Origin of the sequence: Variovorax boronicumulans (assembly GCF_009811375.1) — a bacterium.
GTDB lineage: Bacteria > Pseudomonadota > Gammaproteobacteria > Burkholderiales > Burkholderiaceae_C > Variovorax > Variovorax boronicumulans.
This window is the reverse complement of the sequence record NZ_BKDH01000004.1, coordinates 482109-493455: the sequence shown is the minus strand read 5'-3', so window position 1 is coordinate 493455 and position 11347 is coordinate 482109. Positions and strand designations below refer to the sequence as shown.

Here is an 11347-nt window from a genome sequence, read left to right as displayed (position 1 = left end):
CCGCACGCGGCGGCCTGGCGATGGTGGCGGGCCAGCAGCTGCAGGTCGTCAGCGGCGAGACTGCCACGCTGGCCAGCGGCGGCGACATCAACATGGCGCTGGCCGACGTGCTGCGCGTGCACAGCGGCCAGGCCATCGGCGTGCTTGCGGGGGCGCAGAAGGCCGATGCCGACACAGGCCTGTCGGTCATCGCGGGCAACGACGACCTGGACTTCCAGGCGCAGCACGACGAGTTGCGCGTGCAGGCCAAGGAGGCCCTGAAGATCGCCAGCACCGACCAGACGGTGGAGTTCGCGGCCAAGAAGAAGATCCGCATCGCGACGGCGCAAGGCGCGTCGATCACGCTGCAGGACGGGGACATCACTTTCGAGTGCCCGGGGAAGATCACTTATCACTCGGTGCAGCGGAAGTTGGCTGGGCCGACGAGCTCACCCTACGGCCTGCCGCTGTTCCCGCAGAGCATCTGCATCGAGTGCATGCTGAAGGCGGCACAAAGCGGAGCCCCCTTCTCCGCCTTGCAGTGAGCGTGGCGTTGGAATTCGCGACCGATCCGATCGGCCCCCTCCACCTTGCCCATGCCGTGCAAGCGATGGCCGACGCCCAACCGTCATCCTTCGGCCTCTGGTTGCTGGTCGATGCGGCCTTGCTCGACCCGGCGCGCCTCGCATCGGTGCTGCGCCGCAACGGGTGGTCGCACGTCAATGCGCTGGCCAACACACCATTGGCGGCCTATGGCGCAAGGGGACCGCAGCTGCTGGAACTGCCACTGGACGACGAGGTGCGCGCCGAGGGCTTGCGGCGCCTCGCCACGATCGACCCGGCAGCACCCGCATTCAGCTGGATCGCATCCAGCCGCGTCGCTGCGGATTTGCAGGCCTGCTTCGGCTACCTGGCCCAGGCGCGGCACGACGGCCTGAAGCTGCACTGCCGCATGGGCGATACGCGCGTGCTTCCGACGCTGCTCGCCACGCTGGCCGAGCCACAGGCACGGCGCGTGGCGCAGGCCATCTCGCAATGGCAGTGGTTCGATCGCAGCGGTGCCGTGGTCGGCAACTGGCTTGCAGCTTCTGGGAAGGACGGTGTGGCCGATGCCCGCGACCATCTCGAACTCGATGCATCGCAATTCGCGACGCTCCTGGATGCCTCGGAAGCCGACGGCATCTTTGCGCAGTTGCTCGAGACGGTGTCGCAGCTGGTGCCGCAGACCGACCGGGCGGCGTTTCATCAGCGGCTCCAGCGCGCCCTCGCGGTTGCCACGCGCCTGCACGTGGCAGGCAACCCCGACCGGCTGCAGTTCGTGGTGCTCTCGCTGACCTGCGGCGATGACTTTTATCAGCATCCCGATCTGTCGGACACATGGAAGGCCGTCGCACAAGGGACCAGCCTGTCGGGCCTGATGAAGGGCTGGAGCGACGCGCTGTGGAAGGCGTTGGAGGGCAAGGCTTCATGAAGCGTTTTGCTCTCCTGGTTCTTTGCGTGCTGGTGCTGGTAGCTTGCAGCAGCAAGAAGCCGGCGGCTGAAAGCTACAGCGCCAGTCTCAGCGCCTACAACCACACAGAGGACTACATCCATCAGTTCTATGTGGACGGAGCGGGTGGCGGCAACTCGAGTCCGTACGGAGGCGGCGGCAGTTTCGTGTGCTGCATCTCTGCTCCAGCTCAATGGCGTCCCGGGCTCAGCGCGACGGTGAAATGGACGACATCGAGCGGAATTCCTGGCGACAAGCGCCCCGAAGCCATCACGCCCCGCTGGCACGAGAGGGTCGTTCCGATCGATCGATACGACGTGCCGGGTGGTCTGATGAACGTGCACTTCTTGCCGAACAACGAAGTGCGGCTGGTCCTCTCCAACATGAGGGCCGGCGCCAAGGACTACCCTGGCCCCGCCTCTCCGGTGAAACCGCCGGATTGGAAATGGTGAGCATGAGGCAAACAATCCATGCGCGCATTGAAAGGCCACACGCCATGAAACGTACCGCGCTCCTGACGCTTTGCGCACTGGCAGTACTGCCGCTGGCAGCTTGCAGCAGCAAGAAGCCGGCAGCTGAAAGCTACAGCGCCAACCTCAGTGCCTATAACCACACAGAGGACTACATCCACGAGTTCTATGTGGATGGGGCAGGTGGCGGCAATTCGCGCCCCTACGGCGGTGGCGGCAGCTTTGTATGCTGCATCTCCTATCCGGCTCAATGGCGTCCCGGACTCAGCGCAACGGTGGAGTGGACAACCTCGAGCGGGATTCCAGGCGATACGCGTCCCGACGCAATCAAGCCGCACTGGCACAAGAAGATCGTCCCGATCGACAAATACGACATCCCAGGCAGCACGCTCAACGTGCACTTCCTGGCTGAAGGCGATGTTCGATTGGTCATCTCCAGCAAAGGCTCCGGCGCGAAAGGCTACCCCGGCCCCGACTACCCGGTGAAGCCGCCGAGCTGGAAGTGGTGACTCAAGGCGAGCAAGAATTTTCGGAAACCCGAGACACAACACGTGAACGCATTGAAAGGCCACACGTCATGAAACGCACGACCACCCTGACACTTTGCGCATTGGCACTGCTGGTGCTCCCGCTGGCTGCTTGCAGCAGCAAGGAGCGCACGTCAGAAAGCTACAGCGCCAACCTCAGCCCGTACAACCACACGGGCGACCACATCGAACCGTACGTCGATGGCATCTTCGCCGGGCACTCAAGCGCCTACGGTGGCGGCGGAAGCTTCGTCTGCTGCATCTCCTACCCCGCCAAATGGCGTCCGGGCCTCAGCGCGAAAGTGAGGTGGGCTACATCCAGCGGGATTCCCGGTGACAGGCGGCCGGAGGCGTATGTCCAGCAGTGGCACGAGAAAGTCGTCCCGATCGAAAAATATGACGTCCCGGGCAGCACGCTCAACATCCACTTCCTTTCCGGAGGTGAAGTTCGGCTGATCATTTCCAGCAAGGGGGCAGGGGCCAAGGACTACCCCGGCCCTGCGTACCCCGTGAAACCACCCAATTGGAAATGGTGAGCCAGGTCAGCCAAGAAACATCCCAAAGAACCCGGGGAGCGACACATGGACGAATTTCGCGAAGGCTGGTACGAGGTCAGCTTTGACGCCAACACCTACGACAAGCGCTGCTTCTACTTCAAGACCATCGAACTCTGTACAGCCGAGTGCATCCTCAAGGAAACAGGGCTGCAGATACTGGTGTGGTCGGACGGGGCAGGCAGGGCCGAAACATGGTCCTCGACCTATCGACCGCTACCCACAGCGCCCACAGGCGACTGGTGGGACAACGACCCGGGCGGCGCGAACTACCAGCCCGCACTGCCTGGCGACCACTCGCGCGCCGACCGGACACTGACCGCACGCGAACTGTGCCAACGCGCCGCCAGCGCCGACCCGAGCAAGGCCGATGCCCTGAGTTGCGCCAAAGAGATCCATGTGGGCCTGTTCTTCGACGGCACCAACAACAACCTGATTCGCGACACACGCGACCAAAGCCACACGAACGTGGTCAGTCTCTTCAACGCGCACAAGGACGACAAGGTCGAGAATTTTCGCTACTACATACCCGGCGTCGGCACGCACTTCCCCGAGATCGGCGAGGACAAGGAACTGGACAACGGCAAGCGTTTCGGCACCGGTGGTGAGGCACGCATCCATTGGGCCTTGATTCAGGTCTACAACGCATTGCATCGGGCGTATCACACGTCCGACCTCATCCAGCCGGACGAGATGAAGGAGCTCTGCACCGACCGGCTGAAGACTTGGTGGCGCTTGAGCGACAACAAGATGATCAGCATCTTCAGGGGCATTCAAGAGCGCCTGCTGAAAGCCATCAAGGACCAGCGGCCGCGGGTGACCAAGATGCACCTGTCGGTCTTCGGCTTTTCGCGTGGTGCAGCCGAAGCGCGCGCCTTTTGCCAGTGGATCCAGCTGGTCGCCGAGAACATGACGATCGGCGAAGCGACGCTGGAGCTTCATTTCCTGGGCATCTTCGACACCGTGGCGTCTGTCGGGCTGGCCGATTCGTCGCCCGTTGGCGAAGGCTTTCAGGACTGGGCTGACGGCACCATGGACATCCACGGTGTCAACCAGACCGTCCACTATGTGGCGGCGCATGAAATACGCCAGTCGTTTCCGCTGTCTACGGCGCGCATCAGGGCCACGAGCTACCCGCCGAACACCAAGGAGTTCGTCTATCCGGGGGCCCACTCTGACCTGGGCGGAGGCTACCCGTCGAAGTCCCAGGGAAAAGGCGTAGGCGGACGTACCTCATTGCTCTCGCAGATTCCCTTGATGGACATGTATTTCGAGGCAGTTTCGGCAGGCGTACGAGTCCGCCCATTGAACGAAATGGACGCGGTGATCGAGCGAGACTTCAAGGTCGACCCTGGGCTCGATAAAGCCTTCAGCGACTACGCAGCCTGGACCACGACGGAGGAAAAGCAGAACGTCGCCAACGGGGGCGAGCCCGTGCAAAACCGCATGCGTTATCACATGGAACTGTATTGGCGCTGGCGTGCGTCCAAGAGCGACGATGCCACCTTCAAGGCCATGGCGAGCTACAAGGCATCCAAAGAGCAAGACCAGCAAGATCTCTGGGAATCGGAACTCGACTGGCGTGAGGACATCAAGGCCGCCCAGGCGGCCAACCAGCCCCGACGGGTGTTCGTTCCCAGAGCGGGCGTCTACGTTGACCAGCCGCCCCGCGCCAACGAGGTGGAAAAGCGCCTCCTGCGCGCCGTCGCTGCCGCCAAGGATGTTCCGCAAACCGCCAACGACTTCTTCGACAAGTATGTCCACGACTCGCACGGTGGGTTCTGGATGCTCGGCCCCATCACGAAGGAGAACCGCGAGGACTTCGTGGCCGCCATCAAGCAGAAAAAAGCCACGCACGACCGGTTGCTGAAGGCGGCAGAAGAGGAGACCCTCCCCTCTCGGGCGACGAACCTGCGCAACTATGCCCGCGGCTATGAACTCAACAACTTCGAACGCCGCGTGATCGCACAGGATGCAAAAGAACCGGGAACACTGCCTCTGATGACGGATGCAGATGCGGAAGATCTGCGAGACAACGCGGGCACGATGGCATCGCTCGCCTTGAAGCTCCTGGGCACCGCCAGCCGGCGCGAACCGCGCGGCCACGGCCGCTACCGGCGCGTGTTCGACAAGAGTTGAAGAAACCCGCTGCAGGTTCTGTCATCACCTCGCGGAACCTGCAACAGTCAACTGCCAGGCCATCGCCGCTCGGTGACGCCGGACCAAGATGAATCCGATCCCCCTCATCCTGATCGCCGGCACCATGCCATCACTGGTGTGCACGCTCTTCCTCATCGGCCATCGCGTGCGTCCACATCCATCCTGGACGCTTCCCTTGAAGAAGGCCTGGCTGTTCGTGCTCGTGCTGGCCGGCACCGCGTTGCTTCATCTCGGCGCACGCTACTTGCTCGTCGATGCACGCGATACAGGCGCGCGTCTTGAAACCTACATGGCCGCCGTGACGTTCACACCCTGCATCGTTTCAGGACTCGTCGCCCTGTTCCTCAAGCCTTGACGGCCGCCCTCATTCACCCGATGCGCGCGATCGCCGTCCCGGCTGCCACATAGCCACCCGCTGCGGCAGCGAAGGTAATGCGCCCCGCGCGGTGCGCGACGACCTGCATCTCCATCTTCATCGCCTCCATCACCGCGATCACGGCGCCTTCGGCGACCTCATCACCATCGGCGACCTTCCATCCTTGCAGCGTGCCCGACACCGGCGCAGCCACCGCGGCGGCATCGGCCGCGGGTGCGTTCGCAACGCCAGGCGCAGCAGCATCACCACCCGCCGACGCCAACCCGCGCAGCAACTCCGCCGGCAGCCCCAGCGACATGCGCCGGCCGTCGATCTCGATGGCCGTGCGGTGCAGCGACGCATCCGGCAGCGGATCGGGCCGCATGTCTGCCGCCTCGTCGTTCGCAAAGTCGGTCTCGATCCAGCGCGTGTGGACCTTGAAGGCGTCTTCCGACACGAAGTCGGGGTGCGCCATCACCGCGCGGTGAAACGGCAGCACGGTCGCCAGGCCTTCGATGCGGAATTCCTTGAGGGCGCGGCGTGCGCGTGCGATGGCCTGGGCGCGCGTGGCGCCGGTGACGATGAGCTTGGCCATCAGCGAATCGAAGGTGCCGGGCACCTGCGAGCCGGCGTCCACGCCGGTGTCCACACGCACGCCCGGGCCCGAGGGGGCGTCGAACACATGGACGGGGCCGGGCGTCGGCAGGAAGCCGCGGCCCACGTCTTCGGCGTTGATGCGGAACTCGAAGGAATGGCCGCGCGGTGCGGGCGTTTCCTTGACGGACAGCGGCAGGCCTTCGGCGATGCGCAGCTGCTCGATGACGAGGTCGATGCCGGTGGTCTCCTCGGTCACGGGGTGCTCGACCTGCAGGCGCGTGTTGACCTCGAGGAAGGAAATCGCGCCGCTCGCGCTCAGCATGAACTCGACGGTGCCGGCGCCGGTGTAGCCGGCGGCCGCGCAGATGTCGCGCGCCGACTGGTGGATGCGCTCGCGCTGTGCGTCGCTCAGGAAGGGCGCGGGCGCTTCTTCGACCAGCTTCTGGTTGCGCCGCTGCAGCGAGCAGTCGCGCGTGCCGAGCACGACGACGTTGCCGTGCGTGTCGGCGATGACCTGCGCCTCGACGTGGCGTGGGCGGTCGAGGAACTGCTCGACGTAGCACTCGCCGCGGCCGAAGGCGGTGATGGCTTCGCGCACGGCCGATTCGTAGAGGCCTTCGACTTCGTCAAGCCGCCACGCGACCTTGATGCCGCGCCCGCCGCCGCCGAAGGCCGCCTTGATGGCGATCGGCAGGCCGTGCTGTTCGGCAAAGGCGAGCACCTCGCCCGCGTTGCTCACCGGGTCGGCCGTGCCCGCGACGAGCGGTGCGCCAACCTTCAGGGCGAGCTTGCGGGCCTGCACCTTGTCGCCCAGCGTGGCGATGGCCGAAGGCGAAGGGCCGATCCACGTGAGGCCGGCGTCGATCACGGCCTGCGCGAAGGCCGCGCTTTCCGAGAGGAAACCGTAGCCGGGGTGCACGGCGTCGGCGCCGCTGCGCTTGGCGATGGCCAGCAGCTTGGGAATGTTCAGGTAGGTGTCGGCCGGGCGGTGGCCGTCCAGCCCGTAGGCCTCGTCGGCGCGGCGCACGTGCAGCGCATCCAGGTCGGGATCGGCGTAGACGGCGACCGACTGCACGCCGTGGTCGGCGCAGGCGCGGGCGATGCGCACGGCGATTTCGCCGCGGTTGGCGATCAGGACTTTTTTCATCGCAGGACTCTCGATCTCAAAGTTCGATGGCGCCGTGAGAGCCGGCCATCGGTTGGAAGCGGACGCGGGCGTTCACGGGGATCTGCCCCGCACGGTCCAGGTGGTGGGTGGCGACCGACGCGATCACGGGGTAGCCGCCGGTGAGCGGGTGGTCGGCCAGGAACAGCACGGGCTGGCCGCTGGGCGGCACCTGGATCGAGCCGCGCGCCGTGCCCTCGCTGGGCAGCTCGGCGGTGTTGGCACGCACCAGCGGCGCTTCGCCATTCAGGCGGATGCCGACGCGGTTCGACTGCGGCGTCACCACCCACGGCTGGCTGCACAGGCGCTCGACGGCGTCGGCGGTGAACCAGTCGGTGCGCGGGCCGAGCACGATGTCGAGCACGACTTCTTCCTGCACGGTGGGCAGATCGATCGATGGCACTTCGTTGACGCCGACGACGGCGCCGGTGGCAACGCTGCGCACGGGCAGCACGTCGCCTGCCGCCACGGCGGGCGGGCCGATGCGGGCCAGCGTGTCGGTCGCGCAGCTGCCGAGCACGGGCGCCACGGCAAAGCCGCCGCGCACGGCCAGGTAGCTGCGGATGCCGGCGGCGGGCTCACCGAAGGTGACGGTGTCGCCGTCGGCCAGCGCGACGGGCTGGTATCGCGGCAGCGGCCATTGCGCGCCGTCGGCGCGGGTCAGCGTGAGCGGGCCGTCGGCGCCGGTGACAGCGATCACTGCGTTGCCGCGGCAGACGAACTGGAAGCCGCCGTAGGCCAACTCGAGGCAGGCCACGTCCGACGCATTGCCGACCAGCCGGTTCGCCGCCTGCAGCGAGCGCTGGTCCATCGCACCGGAGGCGGACACGCCCTGCCGCGCCTGGCCATGGCGGCCGCCGTCCTGCCACAGCGCTTGCAACCCAGCGGCGCGAACTTCGAACGCGCTGCCACCTTCGACGGTTGCGGGTGCGGGTGCCGCAACAACTTGCGCGATCACCGGCAGTGCAACCTTCAACGACGAGGCATCGACAAAGCGCACCGCATCGCCCGGCTGCAGCAGCGCCGGCGTCTCGCGCGACAGGTCCCACATGGGCGTGTCGGTCACGCCGATGATCTGCCAGCCGCCGGGGCTGGCCTGCGGGTACACGCCGCTGAAGCTGCCCGCGAGCCCGACCGCGCCGGCCGGGATACGGGTGCGCGGCACCGCGCGGCGCGGCACGTTCAGGCTCGGATGGCCACCGCTCAGGTAGGCGAAGCCGGGCGCGAAGCCGGTGAAGGCGACGGTGTAGTCGCTGCCGGTGTGGCGGCGCACGAGTTCGTCGGGTGTGATGTCGAGCAGGCCCGCCACTTCGGCGATGTCTTCGCCGTCGTAGCGCACGGGAATCTCGATGCGCTTGTCGATGCGCGTCTCGCGGGCGTCGAGCTTTCGCTGGCGCACGGCGTGTGCCAGCGCAGCCGCCGACAGCACGGCAGGGCGGAAGGTGATGAGGATGGTGCGCGCGGCGGGCACCAGCTCGTCGATGCCGGCGAGGGGCTCGGCGCGCAGCGAAGCCAGCAGCGCGAGCGTCTGCGCCAGGTCGTCGAGCTCGACCAGCACGGCATTCAGGTTGACGCGAAGAAAGCGCATCGAGGTCGTCATGCGGTGGTGGCCTCGGCGAAGGGACGGATCGTCACGCCGGCCTGCACGAGCCGCTCGCGCACGCGGCGCGCCATCTCGACCGCGCCGGGGCTGTCGCCGTGCACGCAGATCGAATCGGCGCGGATGCGCACCACGCTGCCGTCGATGGCGGTGACCGTGCCTTCGTTCGCCAGGCGCAGCATGCGCTCGGCCACGTCGTTCGCGTCGTGCAGCACGGCGCCGGGTTCGCGGCGCGACACCAGCGTGCCCTGCGGCGTGTAGGCGCGGTCGGCAAAGGCCTCGGCCACCACGCGCAGGCCCTGGGCCTCGGCCCAGCCCACGAGCGGCGAGCCGGCGAGCGCGACGAGCACGAGGCTGGCGTCGATCTCGCGCAGGGCGGCGATCACGTCGCGCGCCTGGCGCTCGTCGTGCGCGATGGTGTTGTACAGCGCGCCATGCGGCTTCACATAGCGCACCTCGGTGCCGGCCGCGGCGGCCAGGCCCTTCAGGGCGCCGATCTGGTAGATGACGTCGGCGCGCAGGTCGGCGCTGTCGACGTCCATGTTGCGGCGGCCGAAGCCGACGAGGTCGCGGTAGGCCACGTGGGCGCCCACGGCCACGCCGCGCTCCTTCGCCTGGCGCAGCGTGCGCAGGATGCCTGCCGGGTCGCCGGCGTGGAAGCCGCAGGCCACGTTGGCGCTGCTGACGATGTCGAGCATGGCGGCGTCGTCGCCCATGCGCCAGACGCCGAGGCTTTCGCCGAGGTCACTGTTCAAGTCGATGTTCATCGGGGGTCTCCGGCGTGCACGGCACGCCTCAGGAATCAATGCAGCCGGCCGGCGGTTTCGCGCACGTCGTGGCGCACGGTGAGCGCGGTGCGGATCGCCACGCGGAAAGCCTCCACCTGCGCGTCCAGCGCCATGCTCGCCACGCCGGGTTTCGAGGCGGCTTGCTCGGGCAGGTAGGGCACGTGGACGAAGCCGCCGCGCGTGTGCGCCAGCGCCGGGCGCGTCGCGAGCCGGTGCATCAGCGCGTAGAAGATGTGGTTGCACACGAAGGTGCCGGCGCTGTTGGACACGGCCGCGGGCAGGCCCGCCGCGCGCATGTCGCGCACCATGGCCTTGATCGGCAGCGTCGAGAAGTAGGCCGCCGGGCCGTCCCTGACCACGGGCAGGTCGATGGGCTGCTGGCCGGCGTTGTCGGGAATGCGCGCGTCGTCGATGTTCAGCGCGGCGCGCTCCATCGAGATTTCGGTGCGCCCGCCCGCCGCGCCGATGCACAACACCAACTGCAGGGGTGGGCCGACCAGCGCGGCGTCGAGCGTGTCGATGGCGCGGCCGAACACGCAGGGCAGTTGCACCGCCTGCACCACGGCGCCTTCGCAGGCCCAGCCGTCGAGCGCGCGGGCGATCTCCCACGCGGGGTTGACCGGGTCGTTCTCGAAGGGCTCGAAGCCCGCGAGCAGCACGCGGCGTGCCTTGGCATCGGTGGCTGTGGTCATGCGCGGTGCCTCAGCGGAACATCAGGAAGTACAGCAGGAAGATGTTGACCACCAGCAGCGCGGCCGCCGTGGGTATCTGCACCTTGATCACCGCGTTCTTGTCGGGCAGCTCCAGCAGCGCCGCGGGCACGATGTTGAAGTTGGCCGCCATCGGCGTCATGAGCGTGCCGCAGTAGCCCGAGAACATGCCGATGGCCGCCATCACGGCCGGGTCGCCGTGGTACACGCCCACCAGCACCGGCACGCCGACACCGCCCGTCATCACCGGGAAGGCCGCGAAGCCGTTGCCCATGATGATGGTGAAGAGGGCCATGCCCAGCACGTACACCGCGACGGCGACGAAGCGGATGTCCATGTTGATGTAGCTGGTGGTGATGTGCGCCACCGCCTTGCCCACGCCGGCATCGGAGAACACCAGGCCCAGCATGCCGAGCATCTGCGGCAGCACCACGGCCCAGCCGAGCGCGTCGGTCAGGCGGCGCGACTCGCGCATGCCCTGCACGGGCGTCTCGCGCGTCAGCCAGCAGGCCAGCGCCAGCGCCACCACGCAGCCGATGCCCAGGCTCACCAGCGTGGTGTTCTTGGGGTCGAGCAGCAGCGTACCGCCGAGCTTGATGTGGCTCATGCCCACGGTGCCGATCACGGTGACCAGCGGAATCGCCAGCGCCGGAATGAACAGCTTGTTGCCCAGGCGCGTGGCGCTGGCCTGGTACTGCTCAGGGGTGGGCTCGCGGTGCTTGCCCGCGCCGACGCCGCGCAGGCCGGCAATGACGGCCATGCCGATCGCACCGGCGCCCACGAGCGCGGGCGGCAGCTTGTCGCCGACCAGGAAGACCAGCGCATAGATGCCCCAGAAGAGCGCGCTGGTGTAGCGCTTGGGATGCTGGCGGTCGGCCAGCGTCATCACGGCCGTGACGGCGAGGATGAAGCCGACCAGGAGGTACAGGTGCTGGATCGAGAGAATCATGATG

The 11347-nt window shown here is 67.0% G+C and carries 12 protein-coding genes; 7 read left to right on the top strand and 5 right to left on the bottom strand.

The features are described 5' to 3' along the window. The 7 genes from VHAB30_RS27345 to VHAB30_RS27315 form a co-directional block, all read left to right on the top strand. Positions 1 to 524 (top strand): DUF2345 domain-containing protein (locus VHAB30_RS27345; protein ID WP_159279250.1); only part of this gene is annotated, 524 nt, incomplete at its 5' end. 8 nt (positions 525 to 532) lie between these two features. Continuing rightward, the gene (locus tag VHAB30_RS27340) at positions 533 to 1450 is read left to right on the top strand and encodes a DUF4123 domain-containing protein (RefSeq protein ID WP_159279249.1); all 918 of its coding nucleotides are present in this window, start codon (positions 533 to 535) and stop codon (positions 1448 to 1450) included. Then, complete coding sequence (locus VHAB30_RS27335) at positions 1447 to 1920, top strand: DUF3304 domain-containing protein (RefSeq protein ID WP_159279248.1); 474 nt, start codon at positions 1447 to 1449, stop codon at positions 1918 to 1920. The genes VHAB30_RS27340 and VHAB30_RS27335 overlap by 4 nt, the downstream gene beginning before the upstream one ends. 44 nt (positions 1921 to 1964) lie before the next feature. Beyond that, positions 1965 to 2447, top strand: a complete 483-nt coding sequence (locus VHAB30_RS27330) for a DUF3304 domain-containing protein (RefSeq protein WP_159279247.1) — start codon at positions 1965 to 1967, stop codon at positions 2445 to 2447. A 68-nt stretch (positions 2448 to 2515) separates the two neighbouring features. Continuing rightward, positions 2516 to 3001, top strand: coding sequence for a DUF3304 domain-containing protein (locus tag VHAB30_RS27325; protein WP_159279246.1), 486 nt, complete (start codon positions 2516 to 2518; stop codon positions 2999 to 3001). Positions 3002 to 3046: 45 nt separating this feature from the next. After that, positions 3047 to 5158 (top strand): T6SS phospholipase effector Tle1-like catalytic domain-containing protein, encoded by a 2112-nt coding sequence (locus VHAB30_RS27320; protein ID WP_159279245.1) that lies wholly within the window; start codon positions 3047 to 3049, stop codon positions 5156 to 5158. 88 nt (positions 5159 to 5246) lie between these two features. Further along, the gene (locus tag VHAB30_RS27315; protein WP_159279244.1) at positions 5247 to 5534 is read left to right on the top strand and encodes a hypothetical protein; all 288 of its coding nucleotides are present in this window, start codon (positions 5247 to 5249) and stop codon (positions 5532 to 5534) included. A 13-nt stretch (positions 5535 to 5547) separates the two neighbouring features. Here the strand turns inward: VHAB30_RS27315 and VHAB30_RS27310 are convergent, their stop codons facing one another. The 5 genes from VHAB30_RS27310 to VHAB30_RS27290 are packed head-to-tail and all read right to left on the bottom strand — an operon-like array spanning position 5548 to position 11343. Continuing rightward, positions 5548 to 7278, bottom strand: coding sequence for an acetyl/propionyl/methylcrotonyl-CoA carboxylase subunit alpha (locus tag VHAB30_RS27310; RefSeq protein WP_159279243.1), 1731 nt, complete (start codon positions 7276 to 7278; stop codon positions 5548 to 5550). Between the two features lie 16 nt (positions 7279 to 7294). Next, the gene (locus VHAB30_RS27305) at positions 7295 to 8884 is read right to left on the bottom strand and encodes a 5-oxoprolinase subunit B/C family protein (protein WP_159279271.1); all 1590 of its coding nucleotides are present in this window, start codon (positions 8882 to 8884) and stop codon (positions 7295 to 7297) included. A gap of 8 nt (positions 8885 to 8892) precedes the next feature. Beyond that, positions 8893 to 9663, bottom strand: coding sequence for a LamB/YcsF family protein (locus VHAB30_RS27300; protein ID WP_159279242.1), 771 nt, complete (start codon positions 9661 to 9663; stop codon positions 8893 to 8895). Between the two features lie 35 nt (positions 9664 to 9698). Continuing rightward, entirely contained in the window at positions 9699 to 10376 is a 678-nt protein-coding gene (gene pcp, locus VHAB30_RS27295) for a pyroglutamyl-peptidase I (RefSeq protein ID WP_159279241.1), read from the bottom strand. A 10-nt stretch (positions 10377 to 10386) separates the two neighbouring features. Next, positions 10387 to 11343, bottom strand: a complete 957-nt coding sequence (locus VHAB30_RS27290) for a DUF979 domain-containing protein (RefSeq protein ID WP_062477418.1) — start codon at positions 11341 to 11343, stop codon at positions 10387 to 10389. Positions 11344 to 11347 lie beyond the last annotated feature (4 nt).

What these genes read in the sequence shown, in the direction of transcription:
- VHAB30_RS27320 (WP_159279245.1), top strand. Translation starts at nt 3,047, where the DNA reads ATGGACGAATTTCGCGAAGGCTGGTACGAGGTCAGCTTTGACGCCAAC.
- VHAB30_RS27330 (WP_159279247.1), top strand. Translation starts at nt 1,965, where the DNA reads ATGAAACGTACCGCGCTCCTGACGCTTTGCGCACTGGCAGTACTGCCG.
- VHAB30_RS27300 (WP_159279242.1), bottom strand. Translation starts at nt 9,663, where the DNA reads ATGAACATCGACTTGAACAGTGACCTCGGCGAAAGCCTCGGCGTCTGG.
- VHAB30_RS27305 (WP_159279271.1), bottom strand. Translation starts at nt 8,884, where the DNA reads ATGCGCTTTCTTCGCGTCAACCTGAATGCCGTGCTGGTCGAGCTCGAC.
- VHAB30_RS27335 (WP_159279248.1), top strand. Translation starts at nt 1,447, where the DNA reads ATGAAGCGTTTTGCTCTCCTGGTTCTTTGCGTGCTGGTGCTGGTAGCT.
- VHAB30_RS27315 (WP_159279244.1), top strand. Translation starts at nt 5,247, where the DNA reads ATGAATCCGATCCCCCTCATCCTGATCGCCGGCACCATGCCATCACTG.
- VHAB30_RS27310 (WP_159279243.1), bottom strand. Translation starts at nt 7,278, where the DNA reads ATGAAAAAAGTCCTGATCGCCAACCGCGGCGAAATCGCCGTGCGCATC.
- VHAB30_RS27325 (WP_159279246.1), top strand. Translation starts at nt 2,516, where the DNA reads ATGAAACGCACGACCACCCTGACACTTTGCGCATTGGCACTGCTGGTG.
- VHAB30_RS27290 (WP_062477418.1), bottom strand. Translation starts at nt 11,343, where the DNA reads ATGATTCTCTCGATCCAGCACCTGTACCTCCTGGTCGGCTTCATCCTC.
- pcp (WP_159279241.1), bottom strand. Translation starts at nt 10,376, where the DNA reads ATGACCACAGCCACCGATGCCAAGGCACGCCGCGTGCTGCTCGCGGGC.